The organism is Pseudomonas sp. Pseusp49 (assembly GCF_059491875.1).
On sequence record NZ_CP168514.1, the window covers coordinates 4,199,614 to 4,222,945 of the forward strand.

At 61.9% G+C, this 23,332-nt stretch carries 18 protein-coding genes and 1 pseudogene; 7 read left to right on the plus strand and 12 right to left on the minus strand.

The window, feature by feature from the left end; translation table 11 throughout:
- Positions 1-14 precede the first annotated feature (14 nt).
- The 4 genes from ACEN83_RS18765 to ACEN83_RS18780 form a co-directional block, all read right to left on the minus strand.
- Positions 15-728, minus strand: a complete 714-nt coding sequence (locus tag ACEN83_RS18765; RefSeq protein WP_007981895.1) for an ABC transporter permease — start codon at positions 726-728, stop codon at positions 15-17.
- A gap of 140 nt (positions 729-868) precedes the next feature.
- Positions 869-1,651: a transporter substrate-binding domain-containing protein gene (locus ACEN83_RS18770; RefSeq protein ID WP_007977783.1), complete on the minus strand. Its 783-nt coding sequence runs from the start codon at positions 1,649-1,651 to the stop codon at positions 869-871.
- A gap of 27 nt (positions 1,652-1,678) precedes the next feature.
- Positions 1,679-3,682: an aminotransferase class I/II-fold pyridoxal phosphate-dependent enzyme gene (locus tag ACEN83_RS18775; protein WP_495578033.1), complete on the minus strand. Its 2,004-nt coding sequence runs from the start codon at positions 3,680-3,682 to the stop codon at positions 1,679-1,681.
- Between the two features lie 157 nt (positions 3,683-3,839).
- Positions 3,840-5,240, minus strand: coding sequence for an MFS transporter (locus tag ACEN83_RS18780; protein ID WP_495578034.1), 1,401 nt, complete (start codon positions 5,238-5,240; stop codon positions 3,840-3,842).
- Between the two features lie 354 nt (positions 5,241-5,594).
- On the opposite strand from ACEN83_RS18780, the gene ACEN83_RS18785 reads away from it, so the two are divergent.
- The 3 genes from ACEN83_RS18785 to ACEN83_RS18795 all read left to right on the plus strand — a co-directional run bounded on the left by ACEN83_RS18785 (position 5,595) and on the right by ACEN83_RS18795 (position 7,378).
- A complete protein-coding gene (locus ACEN83_RS18785) occupies positions 5,595-5,750 on the plus strand; it encodes a LysR family transcriptional regulator (protein WP_495578035.1) in 156 nt (51 codons plus the stop codon).
- A gap of 137 nt (positions 5,751-5,887) precedes the next feature.
- On the plus strand, positions 5,888-6,772 hold the full coding sequence (locus ACEN83_RS18790; protein ID WP_495578036.1) for a LysR family transcriptional regulator: 885 nt from the start codon (positions 5,888-5,890) through the stop codon (positions 6,770-6,772).
- 186 nt (positions 6,773-6,958) lie between these two features.
- Entirely contained in the window at positions 6,959-7,378 is a 420-nt protein-coding gene (locus tag ACEN83_RS18795) for an organic hydroperoxide resistance protein (protein WP_495578037.1), read from the plus strand.
- A gap of 175 nt (positions 7,379-7,553) precedes the next feature.
- On the opposite strand, the gene ACEN83_RS18800 is transcribed toward ACEN83_RS18795, so the two are convergent.
- Together ACEN83_RS18800 and ACEN83_RS18805 are read right to left on the minus strand one after the other, a co-directional pair.
- Positions 7,554-8,006 (minus strand): cupin domain-containing protein, encoded by a 453-nt coding sequence (locus ACEN83_RS18800; protein ID WP_495578038.1) that lies wholly within the window; start codon positions 8,004-8,006, stop codon positions 7,554-7,556.
- Between the two features lie 163 nt (positions 8,007-8,169).
- A complete protein-coding gene (locus ACEN83_RS18805; RefSeq protein ID WP_495578039.1) occupies positions 8,170-8,664 on the minus strand; it encodes a winged helix-turn-helix transcriptional regulator in 495 nt (164 codons plus the stop codon).
- Positions 8,665-8,763: 99 nt separating this feature from the next.
- On the opposite strand from ACEN83_RS18805, the gene ACEN83_RS18810 reads away from it, so the two are divergent.
- A complete protein-coding gene (locus ACEN83_RS18810; protein ID WP_495578040.1) occupies positions 8,764-9,396 on the plus strand; it encodes a cysteine hydrolase family protein in 633 nt (210 codons plus the stop codon).
- Positions 9,396-10,961 carry an aldehyde dehydrogenase (NADP(+)) gene (locus ACEN83_RS18815; protein ID WP_495580890.1) on the plus strand — a complete coding sequence of 522 codons (1,566 nt, stop codon included), beginning with the start codon at positions 9,396-9,398 and terminating at the stop codon, positions 10,959-10,961. Before ACEN83_RS18810 ends, ACEN83_RS18815 begins: the two co-directional genes overlap by 1 nt.
- A gap of 742 nt (positions 10,962-11,703) precedes the next feature.
- Here ACEN83_RS18815 and ACEN83_RS18820 read toward each other — a convergent pair.
- From ACEN83_RS18820 to ACEN83_RS18840, 5 genes are all read right to left on the minus strand, one after another.
- Positions 11,704-13,122, minus strand: a complete 1,419-nt coding sequence (locus tag ACEN83_RS18820; protein ID WP_495578041.1) for an efflux transporter outer membrane subunit — start codon at positions 13,120-13,122, stop codon at positions 11,704-11,706.
- A complete protein-coding gene (locus tag ACEN83_RS18825) occupies positions 13,122-16,313 on the minus strand; it encodes an efflux RND transporter permease subunit (protein WP_495578042.1) in 3,192 nt (1,063 codons plus the stop codon). The genes ACEN83_RS18820 and ACEN83_RS18825 overlap by 1 nt, the downstream gene beginning before the upstream one ends.
- Before the next feature lie 12 nt (positions 16,314-16,325).
- On the minus strand, positions 16,326-17,567 hold the full coding sequence (gene mexE, locus ACEN83_RS18830; RefSeq protein ID WP_495578043.1) for a multidrug efflux RND transporter periplasmic adaptor subunit MexE: 1,242 nt from the start codon (positions 17,565-17,567) through the stop codon (positions 16,326-16,328).
- A 92-nt stretch (positions 17,568-17,659) separates the two neighbouring features.
- On the minus strand, positions 17,660-18,412 hold the full coding sequence (locus ACEN83_RS18835) for a hypothetical protein (protein ID WP_495580891.1): 753 nt from the start codon (positions 18,410-18,412) through the stop codon (positions 17,660-17,662).
- A 45-nt stretch (positions 18,413-18,457) separates the two neighbouring features.
- The gene (locus ACEN83_RS18840; RefSeq protein ID WP_495578044.1) at positions 18,458-18,751 is read right to left on the minus strand and encodes a LysR family transcriptional regulator; all 294 of its coding nucleotides are present in this window, start codon (positions 18,749-18,751) and stop codon (positions 18,458-18,460) included.
- Positions 18,752-18,877: 126 nt separating this feature from the next.
- On the opposite strand from ACEN83_RS18840, the pseudogene ACEN83_RS18845 reads away from it, so the two are divergent.
- Together ACEN83_RS18845 and ACEN83_RS18850 are read left to right on the plus strand one after the other, a co-directional pair.
- A pseudogene (locus tag ACEN83_RS18845) lies at positions 18,878-19,488 on the plus strand (TetR/AcrR family transcriptional regulator).
- 87 nt (positions 19,489-19,575) lie between these two features.
- On the plus strand, positions 19,576-20,664 hold the full coding sequence (locus tag ACEN83_RS18850; RefSeq protein WP_495578045.1) for a redoxin domain-containing protein: 1,089 nt from the start codon (positions 19,576-19,578) through the stop codon (positions 20,662-20,664).
- A gap of 114 nt (positions 20,665-20,778) precedes the next feature.
- Here ACEN83_RS18850 and katG read toward each other — a convergent pair whose 3' ends face one another.
- Complete coding sequence (gene katG / locus ACEN83_RS18855; protein ID WP_495578046.1) at positions 20,779-23,043, minus strand: catalase/peroxidase HPI; 2,265 nt, start codon at positions 23,041-23,043, stop codon at positions 20,779-20,781.
- Between the last annotated feature and the right edge of the window lie 289 nt (positions 23,044-23,332).

A 23,332-nucleotide genomic window follows, 5' to 3' on the forward strand; every position in this document is an offset into this window, starting at 1 on the left:
TTCTCTCTGCCGGTTCAGTCAACAAGAGGCATCCAGCGACGAATGCGTCGCTCCAACCGTCCCGAAAGATAGTTCGACGCCAGGGTCACCGCGTAGTACAGCGCGGCAGCCGTGAGGTAGAACAACAGATAGTGGCGCGTCGACCCCGCGCCTTGCTTGGCGGTGTACAGCAGTTCGTTGGTGCCGACCACGCTGATCAGCGCGCTGTCCTTGATCAGGTTGATCCACAGGTTGGCCATCCCGGCCATGGCGTAAGGCGCCATGATCGGCAGCGTGACCCGGCGGAACAGCCCGAAACCGTTGAGGCCGAACGCCTTGGCCGCTTCGATCTGGCCGAAGGGAATCGCCTGGATCGCCGCGCGGAAAATCTCCGAGGCGTAGGCGCCCTGCACCAGTCCCAGCACGACGATGGCCGCCAGCGGGCCGCTGACATTCACCACGCCGTAGCCAAGTCGGGTCATCAGCGAGTTGAGGAGCATGGAGCCGACGTAGTACAGCAACAGAATCAGCAGCAACTCGGGAACCGCGCGGAACAAGGTGGTGTAGCCGCGCATCAGCGCTGCAATCGGCTTTGGCGCGCCGAGCTTGAGGCACGCCACCACCAGCCCGATGGCCAGCCCGAGCACAAAGGCCCCGGCGGAAATCTGCAGGGTCATCCAGAGCCCCTTCAACAGCGCACTGCCCCATCCCTGCTCGGTGAAATTGATCAGATCGAACATTGCCGGCATATCAACCTCCAGTAAAAACAACACCGGACCTTGTGGGAGCGGGCTTGCTCGCGAAAGCGGTGTGTCAGTCGACATCAATGTTGAATGTCAGACCGCTTTCGCGAGCAAGCCCGCTCCCACAGGGGATTGCGTTCAGTTCATCAGAACGCCGGCTTCACGCTGGTGCCGAAGTAGCTCTGGGACAGCTCGTCGTAGTCCTTGCTCGCCAGCAACTCCTGGATGGCCTTGTCGAGTTTGGCCTTGAGTTCGGTGTCGTCCTTGCGCAGGCCGGCGCCTACGCCTTTGCCGAAGATCGGGTCATAGGGCACGGTGCCGAGGTAGGCCAGGTCCTTGGCATCCGGGGTCTTGACGAACGAAGCCATGGCAGTGCCGTCGGCCATCATCAGGTCGATGCGCCCGGCAATCAGGTCGGCGTTGGCCGAGTCCTGGGTGTCGTAGTACTTAACGTCGGCGATTTTTTCGTAGTAGGTCTTCAGGTAGCTGGCGCTCACGGTCGAGTTCTGCACGCCGATGATCTTGCCCTTGAGGTCATCCGGGTACTTCTTCACCGACGTCTCTTTCGGGCCGACGACGGCAATCGCCGAATCGTAGTAGGCCTTGCTGAAGGCGATCTGTTTTTCCCGTTCTTCGGTCACCGACATCGAGGAAAAGATCACGTCGATCTTCTTCGCCAGCAGCGACGGAATGATGCCGTCCCACGCCACTTCCTTGATCTCGCAATCGGCTTTCATTTCGCTGCACAGCTTGTGGATCAGGTCGACTTCAAAGCCCTTCCACTCACCGTTGGCCTGCTTTTCGGTGTACGGCGGATAGGGTTCGGCGGCCACCGCGAAACGGATCGGCTGTGCCTGTGCCGCGCTCATGCCGGCCAGCAGTACGCAGGCTGCACCCGTCAACCAGTTTGCAAAACGTCGATTTCCCATGTTGTTTTCCCGTCTTTTTATGATGAGTTAGCGAGTCTGATGAGCGTTGACGAATTGCCGGCAACGCTCGCTGCGTGGGTGTACGAACACTTCGTCCGGCGAACCGGTTTCCTCGATCAGCCCTTGATGCAGGAAGGCGACTTTGGAAGAGACATCGCGTGCAAAAGCCATTTCATGAGTCACCAGGATCATGGTCCGGCCTTCTTCGGCGAGGGAGCGGATCACCCGCAGCACTTCCCCGACCAGTTCCGGGTCGAGTGCCGAGGTGGGTTCATCGAACAGCATGACCTTGGGCCGCATGGCCAGGGCCCGGGCGATGGCCACCCGTTGTTGCTGTCCCCCGGAGAGAAACGCCGGGTACTCGTTGCGCTTGGCCGCAAGCCCGACGCGTTCGAGCAGGGCTTCGGCCCGTTCGGTGGCCTCCGCACGGCTTTCACGCAGGACCTGAGTCGGCGCTTCGATGAGGTTTTCCAGCACCGTGCGATGGGGCCAGAGGTTGAAGTTCTGAAACACCATGCCCAGGCTGGACCTGATGCGCACAAGCTGTTTGGCGTCCGACACCAGCGGTGCGCCGGGACGATTCTGGTTGAGGTGAATGCTTTCGCCATCGACCAGGATGCGCCCCTGGTCCGGCACTTCGAGCATGTTGATGCAGCGCAGCAAGGTACTTTTGCCCGAGCCGCTGGCACCGATCAGGGAGATCACCTCGCCCTCCCGGGCGGTCAGGGATACGCCCTTGAGCACTTCGATATTGCCGAAGCGTTTGTGCAGGCGATCGACCTCGATCATGGTCCTGGCCGCGGCCGGTTCGACGGTGGCAGTGCTGGTCACTGTGCCGATCACCGGCCTCGGCGCTTCACCGTTGAGTACCTGGACAAACCCGCGAATACGCTGACAGGCCTGGGCCAGTCGTTCTTCGCTGAGGGTGAACGAAAGCCGTACAAAACCCTGGGCCGGTTCACCGAATGCCGCCGCATCCAGTACCGAGACACCGGCTTCACGCAGCAGGCGCCAGGCGAATTCCAGCGAAGTCAGGCCGGTACCGCGCACGTCCACCAGCACGAACATGCCGGCATCCGGGTTGAGCACGCTGATGCCCGGGCAATCGGCCAGGCCGGACACCACCAGATCGCGGCGTCGGCGATAGATCTCGCGCATGCCGTGGGTGACTTCGTCGTGGGACTGCACGGCCTTGAGCGCCGCTTCCATGACGAAACCGGGCAAGCCGTACAGCATGCTCAGCACCAGTGTTTCGACATGGTTGACCAGGGCTTCGTTGGCCACGACCCAGCCGATGCGCCAACCGGTCATGGCATGGGATTTCGACAGGCTGCCGATCACCACGCAGCGCTCGGCCATGCCCGGCAACGCCGCCAGGCTCAGGTGTTCGCGCTCGTAGGCGAGGCTTTCGTAGACCTCATCCACCACCACCCACAGGTCATGGGCGATGGCGAGGTCGGCGATGGCTTGCAGCTCTTCGCGACCCAGCACCACCCCGGTGGGGTTGTTCGGGTTGGAGAAGAAAATCGCCCGGGTGCGCGGGGTGATGGCCTTGGCCAATACGGCGGCATCGAGGCGGAAACCCGAGTCTGCCGCACATGTTACCCGCACCAGCGTGGCGCCGGACGCCTTGAGCGTGGCTTCGTAGGTGACGTACATCGGGTCGAAGGCAATCACTTCGTCGCCGGCGCCGAGCAGGCACATCGAGGTGGCGAACAAGGCGTTCTGCGCACCGGCGGTGAGAATGATGTTCGAGGCCTGCAGTTCGCGGTCGATCAACCGGCTGTAGCGGCCGGCGATGGCTTCGCGCAGGGCCTGGCGGCCGGCGATTTCGGTGTAGTGGGTATCCCCTTCGCGCAAGGCGTGGATGGCGGCATCGGTGATGAAATCCGGGGTGGGAAAATCCGGGTCGCCGACGCTGAGGATGATCACGTCCTCGCCGTTGCGCTGTGCCGCGTTGGCCGCGTAGTGAATATCCCAGGCGGCAACGCCTTGGCCACTGATCCGCTCTACAAAGGGTGAAAACCGCATGCCAGTGCCTCGTTCGAATTGAAGAAACGCAAGCCCGCAACCAGCCGGGGGAAGGTGGCCCTCAACATAGTCCAGACTGAACACTCGTTCAACAGAAAACTCACAAGGCTTCGCGTTCAGCGCAAACAGGTCGTTTTCACGACAGTCGCGCCGTTTTTCAGCACGACGCGATCAGGCGACGTGAACGGATTTTGCTGACCGCGCCAATCGCCAGGGCGATGCAGATCAGCCCCGCCGCGACCACAAACGTCAAGCGCATCCCCTGCGCGATGGCCTCGGGTGGCGCCTGCAAAATATCGTGGCTGGCCGTGCCGAAGGCGAACACGGCGCCCATCACGCCAGCGCCGGTGATCAGGCCCAGATTGCGCGACAACCCGAGCAAGCCGGAGACCACGCCGCGCTCTTGCGGCGCGATGTCCGCCAGCACGGCGGTATTGTTGGCCGCCTGGAACAGCGCATAACCGGCGGTCATGAGCGCCAGGGGCACGATGTAGCCGAGCGCACCGAAGTCCGTCGGCACGACGGGCAGGAGGCAAGCGCCGGTCAGCATGGCCAGCAATCCGAGCGTGCCGGATCGATGCGCGCCCAATCTGTCGACCCATCGACCCGCCGGGACCCCGACCAGTGCGGCGACCAGCGGCCCCGTCGACATCACCAGGCCAACGCTCGCTGCATTCAGTGCCAGTGCGCCGGTGAGATAAAACGGCCCCACCACCAGGGTGGCCATGACCACGGTCGTCACCAGCAGGCTCATGGCGAAACCTGCGCTCAGCTGCACATTGCGGAACATCGCCGGTCGAACCAGCGGCGACTCGGCGCTGCACTCGACGAACACAAACACGCCCGACCCCACCACGGCCACCAGCAGCAGTGCCAGGTTCAGCGGCGCAAAACTGCCACGCCCGAGGGTCATCGCCAGCGCATAGGCCAGCAGCGTCAGGACCAGTACCAGGGTGCCGAGGACGTCGAAACCCGCTCGATCCGCCCTTTTCTCGGGGTCATCTTTCGGCAGAAAACGCTGCGCGAGGCCCATCGCCAAAACACCCAAGGGCACATTGAGCAGAAAAATCGCCGGCCACCCGAAATTGGCAATCAGAAATCCGCCGAGGGTCGGGCCGAGCGAGGTACCAATCGCCGACATCGTGCCGAGCAGGCCCATCGCACTGCCCAGTTTTGCCTTGGGCACCGCCCCGCTCACCAGCGCCATGGTCAACGCCATCATGATGGCCGCGCCGATGCCCTGCAGGGCCCGGGCGGCAATCAGCCACCCGAGACCGGACGAGACGGCGCACAGGACTGAAGCGGCGGTAAACACACCCATCCCGATCAACAACAAACGCCGACGGCCAATGATGTCGCCGAGCCGCCCGACACTGACGATCAGCGCCGTGATCGCCAGCAGGTAAGCGAGCACCACCCATTGCACTTGCTGGAAAGAGGCCGAGAACGCGGCGGCCAGTGTCGGTAAACCCACGTTGGCAATGCTCGTGCCCAGGGATGACAGCAGCATGGACAGCGACAGGCAGGCCAGCGCGCCCCGAATCGATATGGACTTCATTTTCTCGTGACTCCGCAAATTGGTTGTCCCGAGCCTAAGCCCAGCCATAACATGGCGGAAGACGCAGCGTTTGCACTGAATACATGCACCAGACGCCACCTACCCACAAACCAGTGTGGGAGCAGACCTGTGGTGAGGAGACCTGTGGTGAGGAGACCTGTGGAGAGGGGGCTGTGGTGAGGGACCTGTGGCGAGGGGGCTTGCCCCCGTTTGAGTGCGTAGCACTCACAGGATCTTTGGTGCATCAGAGATTTTGGGGCTGCTTCGCAACCCAACGGGGGCAAGGCCCCTCAACACTGGCCCCCTCACCACAAGCCCCCTCATCACAGACCTGCTCCCACAGGAACCCATTCCATGCCAGACCTGAATCTGCTGATCACCCTGAACGTGTTGCTCGAAGAAGGCAGCGTGGCCCGCGCCGCACAGCGTTTGCGCCTGAGTCCGTCGGCCATGAGCCGGGCGCTGGCACGGTTGCGCGAAACCACGGGCGATCCGTTGCGTTTGCACTGATTACATGCACCAGACGCCACCTACCCACAAACCAGTGTGGGAGCGGGCTTGCTCGCGAAAGCGGTGTGTCAGCCAACGTTGATGTTGAAGCTGATGGCCCCTTCGCGAGCAAGCCCGCTCCCACAGGAACCCATTCCATGCCAGACCTGAATCTGCTGATCACCCTGAACGTGTTGCTCGAAGAAGGCAGCGTGGCCCGGGCCGCACAGCGTTTGCGCCTGAGCCCGTCGGCCATGAGCCGGGCGCTGGCGCGGTTGCGCGAAACCACGGGCGATCCGTTGCTGGTGCGGGCCGGGCGCGGACTGGTTCCCACACCCCGGGCGCTGGAGTTGCGTGAGCGCGTCGGCGTGCTCGTGCAGGACGCCGAATCCGTCCTGCGCCCCGCCGAGGCACTTGACCTCGACCAGCTGGCACGCACCTTCACCCTGCGCACCAGCGACGGCTTCGTGGAAAATTTCGGCGCGCCGCTGATCGCCCGCATCCACCGCGAGGCGCCCGGTGTCCGCCTGAATTTCGTGCAGAAGCTGAACAAGGACAGCACCCTGCTGCGCGACGGTTCGGTGGACCTGGAAACCGGCGTGATCGGCGAATCCACCAGCCCGGAAGTGCGGACCCGGATGCTGTTTCGCGACCGCTTCATTGGCGTGGTGCGCGAGGGTCATCCACTGGCCCAAGGTGAAGTCACACCGGTGCGTTATGCCGAGGCCCGGCACATCCTGGTTTCACGCCGAGGCCACGAAAAAGGCGTGATGGACGACGCCTTGAATGAGTTGGGACTGAAGCGGGAGATCATCACCCTCGTCGCCGGTTTTTCATCCGCGATTGCATTGGCGCGGGCTTCAGACCTGGTCGCCAGCGTGCCGCAGCGGCACGTCGGCAACCTGTGCCAGGGCATGCATTGCTTTGCGTTGCCCTTCCCCACGCCGCCGATCACGGTGTCGATGCTGTGGCACCCGCGCATGGACGCCGACCCGGCCCATCGCTGGCTGCGCGGTTGTGTGTGGGAGGTTTGCAGTCAATAAACTCCGGCGCCGCGCGCATTCCAGCGGTTTGTATCGAACTGTATGTCCCCCCGGCCACCTTACACGGCGATACACATCCCCCAGGTTCAGGACATATGGGCAGTACATGGAAATGAAACAGTGGGGCGCATCGGAAAGCGCAGGCTTTCCGAGCATTCCAGCGACCCACTGACAGGAAAAACCACCATGATCAATGCAATCGATACCGTGCTGTACACCGGCAAGACCCACACCACCGGCGGCCGCGACGGTCAGGCGCGCAGCTCCGATGGACGCCTGGACATCAAGCTTTCGCCTCCCGGAGGTTCGGGCACCGGCACCAATCCCGAGCAACTGCTGGCGGCGGGTTGGTCGGCCTGTTTCATCGGGGCGATGGGCAAGGCGTGCGTCGCGCTGAAAGTGGCGTTGCCGAGCGACGTGGCGGTGGATGCCGAAATCGATCTGGGCAAGTCCGAAAACGCTTTCTTCCTTCAGGCCCGCCTGAATGTCAGCCTGCCGGGCCTGGACCCGGCCATAGCACGCAGCGTGGTGGAACTGGCGCATCAGACTTGCCCGTACTCCAAGGCGACCCGCGGCAATATCGACGTCGAGATCAATCTGGTTTGACCGACGCAAGAAAGCCTGGCCTGACGTTTTGATACCGGTCAGGCCAGGCTTCTTGAACACCGCAACTTCTGTAGGAGCGAGCTTGCTCGCGATGGTCTAGAGAGCGCCGCGCTTAGCCAGAAAACACGCGTTATCGTTAACGACCATCGCGAGCAAGCTCGCTCCTACAGTTCACCTACTCCTTGAGGATCAGCAGTGGCTGGCCTTTCCTGGCGATATAGGTTGCCAGTTCCGAGGCCTTGTCCTGGCCCACGTTCTTCGCCACATGGGCGACGCCTTCGGGGATGTACAACGAATCACCGGCCTTGAGCGTCACCGGTGCCCGCCCTTCCAACTGATACTCGAAGGTACCGCTGATCACGTGCGCCACTTCTACGCCAGGGTGAGCGTGTTTGGGTGATGTCACGCCCGGGTCGAAGTCCACGAGCACCTGAGTGACTTCGCGATCGGCGGCGCCCAGGTCTTCGCGTATCAGATCAGTGCGATGCAGGCCCTGCTGCCAGCTTTTCATCGCCGGGGCCGCCTGTGTTTCCTGGGCTTGAGAGAAGCTCGCGAAAGTCGCAAGCCCTGCAGCGGCCAGGGCAATGCCCAGCTTGCCGATGGTGTGACGGGTGTTGATACGCAACATTGCCTTTCCTCCAGTTGAACCCTGGCCAGCCGCGCCGAAAATGACACGGTGCCGGTGATTGCATTTGAAGGCCGCCGTGTATCGCCAGGGTGTCTGGAAACCCCGGTTTTGTATGCCCGGGTAACGGCGGGCGTTGCGGATACCTGCCGATACAAACCCGCCGCTAGGCCTTGAACGCTTCGCGCCGGGCGCTGCGTTCGGCGACATAGGCGGCACTCGGTTCACTGATCAGGTCGGCGCGGCGCAAGGGCTGCCCGCAATGGGCGCACAGCGGACCGAGTCCGGCAGGCTCGCCGCAACTGCGGTGGGTATAGACCACCGCCAAACCTTCCCCGGGCGATTTGCACCAGGTTTCGCCCCAGGCCCGCAGCGCCAGCACCACCGTGTAGAACGCATCGCCCTTTTCCGTGAGGTGGTATTCGTAGCGTTTGGGCCGTTCGCTGTAGGCACGTCGCTCCAGGAGCCCGTCGGCCTCCATGCTCTTCAAGCGCGCCGCGACCATTTGCGGCGTACCGCCGGTCTGCGCCTGGATTTCATCGAAGCGATGACTGCCCATGAACAACTCACGCAGCACCAGCACCGTCCAGCGGTCGCCCACGACGGCTTCGGCCCGGGAAATCGGGCACAGGGTTTCAGAAACGGTTGCTTTCACCGACATGCGGTATTGCCTCTTGCCTAGTTACTATGATTATCATATCTACGTGAACTGCTGGCAACTACACTTCATCTTCCACGGATTATCTTGCGGAGCACCGCCATGTCCAACGCCACCTACCCTCTTGATCGGACGGCCTACCTGCTGGTCGACCCCTACAACGATTTTCTGTCGGAAGGCGGAAAGATCTACCCCTTGATCGAGCCCATTGCCAAGGGCGTCGGCCTGCTCGACAACCTGCGCACGCTTGATCGCACCGTTCGCGGGCTCGGCATTCCGGTGGTCATCGTACCGCACCACCGCTGGGAAAAAGGCGACTACGAAAACTGGGATCACCCAAGCCCCACCCAGTGCAAGATCATGCACATGCACCACTTCGCACGCGGGGAATGGGGCGGTGAATGGCACCCCGACTTCGCGCCGCAGGACGGCGACATCATCGTTCAGGAACATTGGGGTTCCAGCGGCTTTGCCAATACCGACCTGGATTTTCGCCTCAAGCAAAAGGGTATCACCCACGTGATCATCGTCGGCCTGCTGGCCAACACCTGCATAGAGGCCACCGCCCGTTACGCTCAGGAACTTGGCTATCACGTCACTCTGGTACGGGACGCGACCGCGGCCTTCAAGCCGGAGATGATGCATTCGGCCCATGAACTGAACGGCCCGACCTTCGCTCACGCCATCCTGACCACCGATGAACTGGTTGCCGCACTGGCACAGGCAGGTGCGTGATGCAGTTGACCGGCAACCTGCTGATCGGCGCCCGTGATGTCGGCGCCAGCGAAGGCACCTTGAAGGCGCTCAATCCCGCGACCAACCAGCCGATTGAACCGGCGTTCGCATTGGGTAGCGTGGCTGATGTCGACCGGGCGGCGACCCTGGCCGATGAAGCATTCGATGTGTACAGCCATACCTCGCTCGCCGTGCGGGCGGCGTTTCTCGAACGCATCGCCGACAACCTCGACCGCGTTCGCACGGCGCTGGCGGCACGGGCCGCCCTGGAAACCGGCGTGCCCGAGGCGCAACTCGAAGGCGAGGCAATCAAGGCGGCCACCCAGTTCCGCCAGTTCGCCGATGTGGTGCGCAAGGGGCGTTTCCTGCAACTGGCCATCGACCCGGCGCAGCCCGAGCGCCAGCCTCGTCCGCGCATGGATCATCGCCTGCAAAAAATCGCCATCGGCCCGGTGGCGATTTTCGGTGCGAGCAACTTCCCCATCGCCTATTCGGTGGCCGGTGGCGATACCGCGTCGGCGCTGGCGGCGGGATCGACCGTCATTCTCAAGGCGCACAACGCGCATCCGGGCGCCTCGGAAATCCAGGCCCGGGCGATCCGCCAGGCAGTGCAAGACTGCGGATTGCCCGAAGGCGTGTTCTCCATGGTGCGTGGCGACGGCAATGCCATCGGCGAAGCGCTGGTCGATCATCCGCTGATCAAGGCCGTGACCTTCACCGGTTCCGAACTGGGTGGCATGGCGCTGTATCGGCGTGCGCAATTGCGTCCCGAGCCGATTCCGGTCTTCGCCGAAATGACCAGCGTCAACCCGACCTTCATCCTGCCCCGGGCTCTCGCCGAACGCGGCGCGGCGATTGGCGATGGCTTTGTCGAGCGCATGCTGGTCAACGTCGGGCAAGCCTGCCTCAAGCCGGCGATCCTGCTGGCCGTCGAGGGCGCTGGGTTTGCAGCACTGCGCCACGCCATGAGCCAACGCGTGAGCGCAGCACCGGCGCGCACGATGCTGACACCGGGCATCCATGGGGCCTATCTGAACGGGCTGCGCACCCTGGAAAACGCCGGCGCCCGCCTCGTCGCCCTGGGCTCGACCGCCACCGCTGAAGTCGATGGCCGTTCGGCGCTGTTCGAAGTCGACGGCGAACATTTTCTTGCCGAGCCGGCGCTGTCCCAGGAGGTATTCGGCCCGTCCGCGCTGCTGGTGAAGGTCCGGAATGAAGCGGAGCTGTTACGGGTAGCGCGCGCCGTCAAGGGGCAACTCAGCGCGACCCTGCACCTTGAACAGGACGACTTGCCACTGGCCCGTCGCCTGCTGCCAACCCTGGAACGACGCACCGGGCGCATCGTGGTCAACGCCTTCGCTCATCCACAGGAAGTGTGTTTTGCCACCGTGCATGGCGGGCCGTTTCCAGCCACCTCGGACAGTCGCTTCACCTCGGTGGGCATGACCGCCATCGAGCGCTTCCTGCGCCCGGTGGCTTACCAGGGGTTTCCGGATGAGCTGCTGCCGGAGGTATTGCGCGAGGGCAATCCCTTGGGGTTGCCGCGTCTTGTCGACGGTCATTGAACGAAAATGCATCTCCGGCCACCGCTGACTGCAGGAGCGAGACGGCTCCTACACTGGTGTTGTTGGGCCAAACACAGTTCTTTTACCCACTGAAAATCCCTGTGTGAGCGGGCTTGCCCGCGAAGGCGTCGGCACAGCCAACATCATCGGTGGCTGAACTACCGCTTTCGCGGGCAAGCCCGCTCCCACAGTAGATTCGGTAGTCCACAAATACTGCGTACACCCACTAACCCTGTGGGAGCGGGCTTGCTCGCGAAGGCGTCGGCACAGCCAACATCATCGGTGGCTGAACTACCGCTTTCGCGGGCAAGCCCGCTCCCACAGTAGATTCGGTAGTCCACAAATACTGCGTACACCCACTAACCCTGTGGGAGCGGGCTTGCTCGCGAAGGCGTCGGCACAGCCAACATCATCGGTGGCTGAACTACCGCTTTCGCGGGCAAGCCCGCTCCCACAGTAGATTCGGTAGTCCACAAATACTGCGTACACCCACTAACCCTGTGGGAGCGAGCTTGCTCGCGATGGTCGTCAACGATAACGCGTGCTTGCTGGTTAAGCGCGGTGCACTTGAGTCCATCGTCGGAACGCCGCCCGGAGCAAGCTCGCTCCTACAGGTGAACAGTCGTTCTGTGGCGAGGGAGCTTGCTCCCGCTGGGGCGCGAAGCGGCCCCCATGAAAAGCAGGGCCTGCTACGCAGTCCAGCGGGAGCAAGCTCCCTCGCCACAGGTTGTGTGTTGCTCATTCAGTTGTTTTTCGCGAGCCGGGTGTCGCCGCTGTCCCATCCGCCCCCCAGGGATTTGTAGATCGCCACAATGGCCCGGTACTGGTCGGTTTCACCCAGTGCCTGGGCATCTTCGGCGTTCAGGCGCTCGCGTTGTGCGTCGAGCAGCACCAGGTAGTCCACCACCCCTTCCTTGTATTGCGTCGCCGCCAGGTCGGCCGCGGCACGGCTCGACTCGCTTTGCTTGATCAGCGACAGCAGGCGTTGCTGGCGCTTGCCGTAGTCGCTGAAGGCGTTTTCCGACTCTTCCAGGGCGAGCAGCACCTGTTGCTCATAGGTCGCCAATGCACCCTCGGCCTCGGCGTTTGCGCCACGAATACGCGCCCGCACACTGCCCAGGTCAAACGCGGCCCAGGTGATGCTCGGGCCCAGGCTCCAGGCCCGGGCGGCACTGGAACCGATCTGCGAACCACGCCCCGCAATGAAACCCAGGAATCCGCTCAGGCTCACCCGTGGAAACAGGTCGGCGGTGGCCACGCCGACATCCGCCGTTGAAGCCGCCAGGCGGCGCTCTGCCGCGCGCACATCCGGGCGCCGCTGCAACAGCTCGCCGGGATCGCCAACCGGCAACGCCTTGGCGATGGCCGGCAAGTCCTTCGGACTCAAGTCGATGCCCAGCGTGTCCGGGCGTTCACCCAGCAGCGTGGCGATGCGGTTTTTGTGGTGCACCTGTTCCGCCTGCAATTGCGGCACGCTCGCCTCGACGGCCGCCAGGCGGGCATCGGCACGTACCACGTCGAGTTCATTGCCCACGCCCGCGTCACGCAGGCTCACCGTGACGCTGCGCGATTCGCTCTGGTTCTTCAGGTTGGCCAGGGCGATTTTTTCCCGCAGTTGCGCACCCCGCAGCTGACCATAGGCATCCACCAACTCGGCGATCATGCTCACCCGCAGTTGGTACAGGTCCGCCGCCGTGGCGTCTTCCCGGGCATCGCTGGATTCCAGTTCGCGCTGGATGCGCCCGAACAGATCGATCTCCCAGGTCATGTCCAGGCCCAGGTCGTAGCGATCGGTGTTGACCCGCTGCTCGGTCAGGCCCGGCACCTGCGACTTGCCCTGCTGGCTGCTGACCCGGCTGGTGACCACCGGCAGATTGTCGTTGCTGATGTCATCGCGGATGGCCCGGGCGGTTTTCCAGCGGGCGAAGGCCACGCGCAGATCGCGGTTGCCGTTGAGGGCTTTACCGACCAGCTGATTCAACGTGGGGTCATCGAATTGCTGCCACCACACCGATTCGAAACGCGTTTGATCGTAGTTGACCCCTTGGGCCGAAACGACATGGGCCGGCGCCGTGTCCGGGGTCTTGTAATCCGGCCCGACGGTGCAGGCGGCCAACGCGGTGACCAGCAGACTCGGTAAAAACAGCTTGAAAGCCTTCATCAGTGTGCCTCCGGATCAATGGCCTTGAGCGAGTGAGCGCGGGCCGCCTGGCGCGCGGTTTTACGTTCGATGTAGCGACGGATAAGGACGTAGAACACCGGTGTCAGCAACAGACCGAAGAAGGTCACCCCAAGCATCCCGGAGAACACGGCGACCCCCATGGCCCGACGCATCTCGGAACCGGCGCCGGTGGACGTCACCAGCGGGATGACGCCCATGATGAACGCGAACGACGTCATCAGGATCGGGCGCAGACGCTGCCGGCAGGCTTCGAGAACAGCGTCCAGCGGCGACAGGCCCTGGTCCTGTTTGTCCTTGGCGAACTCGACGATCAGGATCGCGTTCTTGCACGCCAGCCCCACCAGCACGATCAGGCCGATCTGGGTGAAGATGTTGTTGTCGCCCTTGGAGATGATCACCCCGGCAATCGCCGACAGCAGGGTCATCGGCACAATCAGGATCACCGCCAGCGGCAGGCTCCAGCTTTCATACAGGGCCGCCAACACCAGGAACGCCAGCAGGACGCAGAGCGGGAACACCAGCAGCGCGGTGTTGCCGGAGAGGATCTGCTGGTAGGTCAGGTCGGTCCACTCGTAGGTCATGCCGTTGGGCAGCTCTTGCTTCAACAGCTTTTCAATCGCCGCCTGCGCCTGGCCGGAGCTGTAGCCCGGGGCCGCGCTGCCGTTGATTTCTGCGGTGACGAAACCGTTGTAGTGCGAGACCCGGTCGGGCCCCGACGTCGGGCTGACCTTGACGAAGGTGGCCAGTGGAATCATCTCTCCACGGTCGTTGCGCACCTTCAACTGACCGATCTGCTCCGGTTCCTGGCGGAACTGTTGCTCAGCCTGGACGTTGACCTGATAGGTACGGCCAAAACGGTTGAAGTCGTTGGCGTACAGCGACCCCAAGTACACCTGCAGCGTGTCGAAAATGTCGTTGATCGCCACGCCGTGGGTCTTGGCTTTTTCGCGATCGATGGCGGCTTCGACCTGCGGCACATTCACCGTGTAGCTGGTGAACAGGTTGGCCAGCTCCGGAACACTGCGGCTCTTGCCGATGATGTTCATGGTCTCTTTGTACAGCTCGTCGTACCCCAGGTTGCCGCGGTCTTCGATCTGCAGGCGGAAGCCACCAATGGTGCCCAGGCCTTGCACCGGCGGCGGTGGGAACACCGCGATGTAGGCGTCTTGAATGCCACCGAACTTGGCGTTCAGCGAAGCGGAAATCGCTCCGGCGGACAGGCTCGGGCTTTTGCGTTCGTCGAAAGCGCTCAAGCCGATGAAGGCAATACCGGCGTTCGGGCTGTTGGTGAAACCGTTGATCGACAAGCCCGGGAAAGCCACGGCGCTGTCGAAGCCCGGTTCGTTCATGGCGATGGTGCTCATGCGCCGGATCACCGACTCGGTGCGATCGAGGCTGGCCGCATCCGGCAGTTGCGCAAAGGTCACCAGGTACTTTTTGTCCTGGGTCGGCACGAACCCGGTCGGCGTGGTGCTGAAGCCCATGTAGGTCATGGCGATCAGACCGGCATAGACCAGCAACGCCACGCTGCTGCCACGGATGACCTTGGACACGGTCCCGACATAACCATTGCCGGCCTTCTCGAACAGCCGGTTGAAGGGTTTGAACAGCCAGCCACCGAACAGGCGATCCAGAATCCTCGAAAAGCGGTCCTTGGGTGCGCTGTGGGACTTGAGCAAAACCGCCGCCAATGCCGGCGACAAGGTCAGCGAGTTGAACGCAGAGATCACCGTGGAGATCGCGATCGTCAGGGCGAACTGTTTGTAGAACTGCCCCGTCAGGCCGGAAATGAACGCCGCCGGGACGAACACCGCGCACAACACCAACGCCGTGGCGATGATCGGGCCGGTCACCTCGCCCATGGCTTTTTGGGTCGCTTCGACCGGATCGAGCCCTGTCTCGATATTGCGCTCGACGTTCTCCACCACGACGATCGCATCATCCACCACGATACCGATGGCCAATACCAGGCCGAACAGCGACAAGGCATTAAGGGAAAAACCGAACAGGTGCATCACGGCAAAGGTGCCGATCAGCGACACCGGTACGGCGACCAGTGGAATGATCGAGGCGCGCCAGGTTTGCAGGAACAGGATCACCACCAGCACCACGAGGATCAGCGCTTCGAACAGGGTGTGAACCACCGCCTCGATCGAGCTGCGCACGAAGATGGTCGGGTCGTAGACGATCTCGTAGTCCATGCCCTCCGGGAAGCTCTTTTTCAGCTCGGCCATCTTCGCCCGCACCTGGTCGGAGACGTCGATGGCATTGGAACCCGGGCGCTGGAAGATCGGCATCGCCACCGCTTCCTGATTATTGAGCAAGGCGCGCAAGGCGTACTGGTTGGAGCCGAGTTCAATCCGCGCAATGTCCTTGAGGCGGGTGATTTCGCCGTCCGCACCACTGCGGACGATCACGTTCTCGAACTCCTCCTCGGTAACCAGGCGCCCCTGGGAGTTGATCGACATCTGGAAACTGGTGGCGTTGGGCGCAGGCGGTGAACCCAGTTGACCGGCCGCCACTTGGCGGTTCTGTTCACGCACCGCATTGACCACGTCGGTGGCGGTCAGGTTGCGCGACGCGGTCTTGTTCGGATCGAGCCAGATACGCAGCGAGTAGTCGCCGATACCGAACATCTTCACGTCACCGATTCCGTTCAGACGCGACAGCTCATCCTTGACGTTGAGGATCGCGTAGTTGGACAGGTACAGCATGTCGTAGCGTTTGTCCGGCGAGGTCAGGTGCACCACCATCGTCAGCTCGGGCGATGCCTTGTCCACGGTGATACCGATGCGCGTCACTTCCTCGGGAAGTTTTGGTTCGGTGCGGGTCACGCGGTTCTGCACCTGCACCTGAGCGTTGTCCAGATCGGTGCCCAGGGCGAAGGTCACGGTGAGCGTGAGTCGACCATCGGCCGTCGACTGCGAGGACATGTACAGCATGTTTTCCACGCCGGTGATGGCTTGCTCCAGGGGCGCGGCCACGGTTTCACCGATGACCTTGGGGTTGGCCCCCGGATAGTTGGCGTGAACGACGACAGTGGGTGGCACCACTTCCGGGTACTCGCTGATCGGCAACTGGAACAGCGCGATGGCGCCGGCAATCAGGATCAGCAGTGAGAGCACGGCGGCGAAAATCGGCCGCGTGATAAAGAACCGGGAGAACTTCATGGCTGTGTTCCTTTATCCGCGAGGCGAAACGGCGGCATCGGTTTTCACCAATGCCGGGGACGGAGCGACGGGCTGATTACCCGCCTCGACGGCCTGCCGCTGACGGGCCAGGTTGGCGACGGTTTGCGCATCGGCCATCGGCGCGTCCTGAGGCGCGACCACCGCGCCGGGACGGACCCGTTGCAGGCCGTTGATGACGATCCGGTCGTCTTTTTGCAAACCGCTGCGCACGATGCGCAAGCCTTCGAGCTTCGGCCCCAGATCGACGCTGCGGTACACGGCCTTGTTGTCCTGGTCGATCACCAGCACGAACCGCTTGCCGAGGTCGGTGCCCACGGCCTCGTCCTTGATCAGCAGGCCGGCATAGGCCGCGCTGCCCACCAGTTTCAATCGGGCATACAGGCCCGGGGTGTATTGACCGTCGGCGTTGTCGAACACCGCGCGGCCACGGATGGTGCCGGTCTTGGGATTGACCTGGTTGTCGACGAAGTTCATCTGCCCCAGGTGGCTATTGCCCTCCTCGTTCGACAAGCCCATGTACACCGGCGTGGACTGACTGCGCCGGCCTTCACGGGAGAGCTGGCCGTACTTGAGGAACAGGCGTTCGTCGGCATCGAAATAGGCGTAGACCTTGTCGGTGGAGACCACGCTGGTCAGCGCCGAGGTGTCGGCGCTGACGATGTTGCCGGCGGTGATTTCGGCACGGCTGACCCGGCCGCTGATCGGCGCAGTGACGCGAGTGAAGCTCAGGTTCAGGCGCGCCAGGTCCAGCTGCGCCTGAACCGAATCGACACCGGCCTTGGCTTCCTGGGCCGTGGTGCTGCGCGTGTCGGCCAGTTCCGCAGAAATGGCATTGCTGCTCAGCAGGCGCTGGCCGCGTTGCGCTTCGTTGGCGCTTCGAACCAGCGCGGCGCGAGCTTGTTGCAACTGCGCTTCGAGGCGATGCACTTCGTGTTCGAACGGACGTGGATCGATCTGGAACAGCAGATCCCCTTTCTTGACCGACTCGCCATCGGTGAAGGCGACACGATCGATCTGCCCCGATACCCGCGGACGAACCACGACGGTTTCCGGCGCTTCCAGACGGGCAGTGACTTCATCCCATTCGGTAATGGGTTGCTCAAGCACTTTGGCTACGGTGACAGAAGGCGCACCCGGCGCCTTGGCGGCATCGGGTGCGTGACCGCAGGCCGTGATGGCCGCCAGGGTCAGGACAGCAAGGGGATAACGCAAAGGTTTGAGTGACTGTTCCATGGGGGTGTCCGCCAGACGGTTTAAGGGTTGGAGAATTCTCGGCCGCACAAGGGGCAGCGACGAATCGAACGGAGTGAACTTGGGTATCACCATTAATGATGACCATCATGTATAAGCACAAAAAAAAGGTTTTTCACGCAATCCCGGGAAACTGTAGGAGCCAGCCTGCTGGCGATGGACGCCAGTGCGCCGCGTTCATCCAGATTGCACGCGTTATCGTTAACGACCATCGCTGGCAAGCCAGCTCCCACAAAGGACCGTGCCCACGCTGAAACTGTAGGAGCCAGCTTGCTGGCGATGGACTCCAGTGCGCCGCGTTCATCCAGATTGCACGCGTTATCGTTAACGACCATCGCTGGCAAGCCAGCTCCCACAAAGGACCGTGCCCACGCTGAAACTGTAGGAGCCAGCTTGCTGGCGATGAACGCCAGTGCGCCGCGTTTATCCAGCTTCCACGCGTTATCGTTAACGACCATCGCTGGCAAGCCAGCTCCCACAAAGGACCGTGCCCACGCTGAAACTGTAGGAGCCAGCTTGCTGGCGATGGACTCCAGTGCGCCGCGTTCATCCAGATTGCACGCGTTATCGTTAACGACCATCGCTGGCAAGCCAGCTCCCACAAAGGACCGTGCCCACGCTGAAACTGTAGGAGCCAGCTTGCTGGCGATGAACGCCAGTGCGCCGCGTTTATCCAGCTTCCACGCGTTATCGTTAACGACCATCGCTGGCAAGCCAGCTCCCACAAAGGACCGTGCCCACGCTGAAACTGTAGGAGCCAGCTTGCTGGCGATGGACTCCAGTGCGCCGCGTTCATCCAGGTCACCCGCGTAATCGTTAACGACCATCGCTGGCAAGCCAGCTCCTACAAAAGACCGCGTCCGGGTCCAAACTCAGCAGGTTCTTTCATTGCAAGCCGTCAGACTGACGGCGAAACAAATGGAGTCCAGTGCCGGCCCGAGCGTTTGCGCCACTTGCAAGGCTCGGGTGGTCGGTTCCATTTTGTGGCCAATGCGTTTAAACAGGGGGTCGTTGAACAGTGTGCGCAGACGAGCCAATGCGCCGCTGACCGCCGGTTGGCCCAGGGACAGTCTTTGTGCGGCCCGAGTGACGTTGCGCTCCTGAATGAGCGCCTCGAATACCACCAGCAGATTGAGGTCGATATTGCGCAGATCATTACGTTTCATGGGTCAGCACCTGTGAGGTGTTTTTCCTGCAAGGCCATTGCCGCGAATTTATATTACGACCATCATTAATACCAGCCCTTCAGCAAAAAATTGCCATGGCGCCCATCGGAAGACAGGACTCCACTCATGAAAGTGACGAAAGACAAGGCAGCCGCCAACAAGGAAGCGATCCTCGGCGCAGCCTCGAGGATGTACCGGGAAAAAGGCATCGACGGCATCGGGATCGGCGAACTGTCCCGTTCGGTGGGCCTGACCCACGGCGGATTTACGGACAGTTCCCAGGTGGCAAGGAGCAGTTGGCGTCGGAGGCCGTGAGCCGTACGTTCGAAACCAACATCGACGACTGGCGAGCGGCCAAGTCCATCCCCGAACTGCTCAAGAGGTACTTGAGCCAAGGCCACATGGCCAACTGGACCGAAGGCTGCCCGATCCCTGCCCTGGCGGCCGATGTCGCGCGCAACGGTGGCGCCGTCAGCCACTCGTTCACCCAAGGCGTGCAGACCCTGATCGAAACGCTGATGCCATTGGTCGACGGCGAAACCGATGATGAAAAGCACCAGGAAGCCTTGCGCATCCTGTCATCGATTACCGGGGCGATACTGATCGCCAGAGCCCTGGACAACCCGCGATTGTCGCAGCAGTTCCTGCAATCGGTGATCGATGCCTGGCCTGCCAAGACCGAAAAAACCGCACAGGACGTACCGGTGCGACAAACCGGCGATACAAGTCAAGGATGAGGAGCCGCATCAGCGCTCCGGGCAGCTTCAACAAGACTGAACTAGCTTTACCTGCAACGATCCACGGCCAACCGGCAAGGAGTTGTGATGCGTGCCACGGCATTTTCAGTCGGTCAACCAGCCCCCTGGTTTCATTGCCGCACTCAACTACGAGAACGCTTTTGTTTCGACACCATTGCCGGTCGGTATGTCGTGCTGTGTTTTTTGGGTTCTGCGGCCGACCCTGTATCCACCAAGGTTCTGGAAGATATTCAGGCCCATCGCCCGCGATTCGATGATGATCAAGTCTGCTTCTTTGGTGTTTCCGTCGATCCAGAGGATGAAAAGCTCAAGCGGGTGGAGAGTTCGATACCCGGCATACGCTTCATCTGGGATTTCGATCGGTCTGTCAGCAAGCTCTACGGTACATTGCAGCCAGACGGCAGCATCAGGCAAATAACCTATGTGCTGGACCCTGCACTACGTGTCCTGGCCATCGTCCCGATAAGCCCCCCCATTGATAACCATGTCCCCTCGTTAATGCGTTTTCTGGATCGATTGCCGGCAACGGCCGCGCCACGTGCCGCCACACCACACGCCCCCGTCCTGGTGGTTCCCCGTATATTTGAGCCCAAGTTGTGTAAGGCACTGATCAGTTATTACGACGAACGCGGCGGCGAGGAATCCGGGTTCATGACGGAGCAGTCGGGTAAAACCGTCCACATCACCGACCATAATCACAAACGACGTCGTGACTGCGTCATTGAAGATGAGGCTCTGGCCAAAGCCTGTGAATCGCGCATAGCCAGCCGTTTGCTTCCAGAGTTACAGAAAGCGTTCCAGTTCAATGCCACTCGAATGGAGCGCTATCTGGTGGCCTGCTACAACAGCGAGGAAGGCGGGCATTTCCGGCCCCATCGGGATAACACCACGAAGGGTACGGCCCATCGCCGTTTTGCCGTTTCCCTGTTTCTTAATTCGGGAGAGTACGAAGGAGGTTTTCTGCATTTTCCGGAGTATGGAAGGGTGTATTACAACGCGCCGACAGGAGGGGCCGTGGTGTTTTCGTGTTCACTCTTGCACGAAGCCACTTCAGTAACCCAAGGTCGCCGTTACATGTTTCTGCCGTTTCTCTACGATGATGCTGCCGGCGTCATTCGAGAACAGAACCTCTCATTTATTGAAAAACAGCCTTGAGTGCCGGTTCGGACACGATCGCCAGGGTTCATGATCGCCGGATGCCCTCCGCTGATGTAAAAGCCGGAGGGCGAGCCGAGGCACTTTTTGCCGGTGGTGCCAGCGTTATCTCCTCTAGACGCGGCGATTCACGTCAAAGCGATCCAGGTTCATCACCTTTGTCCACGCAGCCACGAAGTCCTTGACGAACTTCTGCTGCGCATCGGCGCTGGCATAGACTTCGGCCAGCGCACGCAACTGCGCGTTCGAACCGAAGACCAGGTCAACCCGGGTGCCCGTCCACTTCACCGCACCGGTTTTGCGATCACGCCCTTCAAACTCCTGCTGGGCATCCGACACCGGTTTCCACTCCACGCCCATGTCCAGCAGGTTGGTGAAGAAATCATTGGTCAGCGCTTCCGGCCGTTGGGTGAACACACCGTGTTTGCTCTGGCCGACGTTGGTGTTCAACACCCGCAGGCCGCCCAGCAGTACCGTCATTTCCGGCGCGCTGAGCGTCAGCAGTTGTGCCTTGTCGATCAGCAAGGCTTCGGCGGGCACGCGGTACTGGGTTTTCAGGTAGTTACGGAAGCCGTCGGCAATCGGTTCAAGGAAACCGAAGGACTCGACATCGGTCTGCTCCTGGCTGGCGTCCGTGCGTCCCGGGGTGAACGGCACCGTCACACTGTGGCCGGCGTTTTTCGCCGCCTGTTCGACACCCGCGCCACCGGCGAGCACGATCAGGTCGGCCAGGGAGATTTTCTTGCCGCCGCTGTTGAACTCCTTCTGGATGCCTTCAAGTTTGGCCAGCACATTGGCCAGTTGCTCCGGCTGGTTGGCCGGCCAGGACTTCTGCGGCGCCAGGCGCAGGCGCCCGCCGTTGGCACCGCCGCGTTTGTCGGAGCCACGGAAGGTGGACGCGGCGGCCCACGCCGTCGATACCAGCTGCGAGACAGACAGGCCGGAAGCCAGCACCTTGCTTTTCAGGCCCGCCACATCGCTGTCGTTGACCAGCGGATGATCGACGGCAGGGATCGGGTCTTGCCACAGCAGTTCCTCGCCCGGCATTTCCGGGCCGAGGTAGCGCGAGAGCGGGCCCATGTCACGGTGAATGAGTTTGTACCAGGCGCGCGCGAAGGCATCGGCCAGTTGATCGGGGTTGGCCAGGAAGCGCCGGGCGATCGGTTCGTAGATCGGGTCGAAACGCAGGGCCAGGTCCGAGGTCAGCATGGTCGGATCACGACGTTTGGACGGATCAAAGGCATCCGGAATGGTCCCGGCACCGGCACCGTTCTTCGGTTTCCACTGGTGGGCGCCGGCCGGGCTCTTGGTCAGTTCCCAGTCGAAACCGAACAGGTTTTCCAGGTAGTTGTTGCTCCATTTGGTGGGCGTGGTGGTCCAGGTCACTTCCAGGCCGCTGGTGATGGTATCGGCCCCTTTGCCGGTGCCGAATGTGCTCTTCCAGCCCAGGCCTTGCAGCTCCAGGCCGGCGGCTTCCGGTTCCGGCCCGACATGGTCGGCGGGCCCGGCGCCGTGGGTCTTGCCGAAGGCGTGGCCACCGGCGATCAATGCCACGGTTTCCTCATCGTTCATCGCCATGCGGCCGAAGGTTTCGCGGATGTCCTTGGCCGAGGCGACCGGGTCCGGTTCGCCTTCCGGGCCTTCCGGGTTCACATAGATCAGGCCCATCTGCACCGCAGCAAGGGGGTTTTCCAGATTGCGGCCATTTTCGGTACGGCTGTCCTCGTTTCTGCCGGGCTCAGCCACCAAGGGCACATCGCCGGGTTTCTGCACCGGTTTGTCTTCTTTTCCGTAACGCGAGTCACCGCCCAGCCATTTGCTTTCAGAACCCCAGTAGACGTCTTCGTCCGGTTCCCACACATCCGCGCGTCCACCGGAAAAACCAAACGTCTTGAAGCCCATGGATTCCAGGGCGACGTTGCCAGTGAGGACGATCAGGTCGGCCCAGGAGATTTTGTTGCCGTACTTTTGCTTGATCGGCCACAGCAGCCGGCGGGCCTTGTCGAGGCTGACGTTGTCCGGCCAGCTGTTGAGCGGTGCAAAGCGTTGTTGGCCGGAGCCGGCGCCGCCCCGGCCGTCACCGGTGCGATAGGTGCCTGCGGCGTGCCAGGACATGCGGATAAAGAAAGGCCCATAGTGACCGAAGTCCGCCGGCCACCAGTCCTGGGAGTCGGTCATCAGCGCAGTCAGGTCTTTTTTCAGCGCCTGGAAGTCCAGGCTCTTGAAGGCTTCGGCGTAGTTGAAGTCGCCCCCCAACGGGTCAGACTTGGGCGAGTGTTGACTCAGGATCTTCAGGTTCAGTTGGTTCGGCCACCAGTCGCGGTTCGTCGTGCCACCGCCAGCGGCGTGATTGAACGGGCATTTCGATTCAGTTGACATGGCATCTCCTCTTGATTTTGTTTTCAGCTAACCACCCTTGAGCGTGGATCCGGATCACCGATTGATGAAATAGCTTTTCGGTATGGGATCCATAGCCTTGAGGCTATGACAGCCCCGCGATCAGTCGCTCCAGACCATCCATTAAAGTACCGGTCCGGGAAACTGTCGCTTCATCCGTGGAGATAGCTGATAAACAGTGCAAATCAGTCATGCGATGCAAGATCATCAACACCTGCCACAATGGATTAATACCATTTGCTACAAGGACGTGGACGACAGGAAGGATTGT

Excerpts from the sequence above, each read along its gene's own strand:
- ACEN83_RS18765 (WP_007981895.1), bottom strand. The coding sequence starts at position 728 with ATGCCGGCAATGTTCGATCTGATCAATTTCACCGAGCAGGGATGGGGC.
- ACEN83_RS18770 (WP_007977783.1), bottom strand. The coding sequence starts at position 1,651 with ATGGGAAATCGACGTTTTGCAAACTGGTTGACGGGTGCAGCCTGCGTA.
- ACEN83_RS18775 (WP_495578033.1), bottom strand. The coding sequence starts at position 3,682 with ATGCGGTTTTCACCCTTTGTAGAGCGGATCAGTGGCCAAGGCGTTGCC.
- ACEN83_RS18780 (WP_495578034.1), bottom strand. The coding sequence starts at position 5,240 with ATGAAGTCCATATCGATTCGGGGCGCGCTGGCCTGCCTGTCGCTGTCC.
- ACEN83_RS18785 (WP_495578035.1), top strand. The coding sequence starts at position 5,595 with ATGCCAGACCTGAATCTGCTGATCACCCTGAACGTGTTGCTCGAAGAA.
- ACEN83_RS18790 (WP_495578036.1), top strand. The coding sequence starts at position 5,888 with ATGCCAGACCTGAATCTGCTGATCACCCTGAACGTGTTGCTCGAAGAA.
- ACEN83_RS18795 (WP_495578037.1), top strand. The coding sequence starts at position 6,959 with ATGATCAATGCAATCGATACCGTGCTGTACACCGGCAAGACCCACACC.
- ACEN83_RS18800 (WP_495578038.1), bottom strand. The coding sequence starts at position 8,006 with ATGTTGCGTATCAACACCCGTCACACCATCGGCAAGCTGGGCATTGCC.
- ACEN83_RS18805 (WP_495578039.1), bottom strand. The coding sequence starts at position 8,664 with ATGTCGGTGAAAGCAACCGTTTCTGAAACCCTGTGCCCGATTTCCCGG.
- ACEN83_RS18810 (WP_495578040.1), top strand. The coding sequence starts at position 8,764 with ATGTCCAACGCCACCTACCCTCTTGATCGGACGGCCTACCTGCTGGTC.
- ACEN83_RS18815 (WP_495580890.1), top strand. The coding sequence starts at position 9,396 with ATGCAGTTGACCGGCAACCTGCTGATCGGCGCCCGTGATGTCGGCGCC.
- ACEN83_RS18820 (WP_495578041.1), bottom strand. The coding sequence starts at position 13,122 with ATGAAGGCTTTCAAGCTGTTTTTACCGAGTCTGCTGGTCACCGCGTTG.
- ACEN83_RS18825 (WP_495578042.1), bottom strand. The coding sequence starts at position 16,313 with ATGAAGTTCTCCCGGTTCTTTATCACGCGGCCGATTTTCGCCGCCGTG.
- mexE (WP_495578043.1), bottom strand. The coding sequence starts at position 17,567 with ATGGAACAGTCACTCAAACCTTTGCGTTATCCCCTTGCTGTCCTGACC.
- ACEN83_RS18835 (WP_495580891.1), bottom strand. The coding sequence starts at position 18,412 with ATGGTCGTTAACGATTACGCGGGTGACCTGGATGAACGCGGCGCACTG.
- ACEN83_RS18840 (WP_495578044.1), bottom strand. The coding sequence starts at position 18,751 with ATGAAACGTAATGATCTGCGCAATATCGACCTCAATCTGCTGGTGGTA.
- ACEN83_RS18850 (WP_495578045.1), top strand. The coding sequence starts at position 19,576 with ATGCGTGCCACGGCATTTTCAGTCGGTCAACCAGCCCCCTGGTTTCAT.
- katG (WP_495578046.1), bottom strand. The coding sequence starts at position 23,043 with ATGTCAACTGAATCGAAATGCCCGTTCAATCACGCCGCTGGCGGTGGC.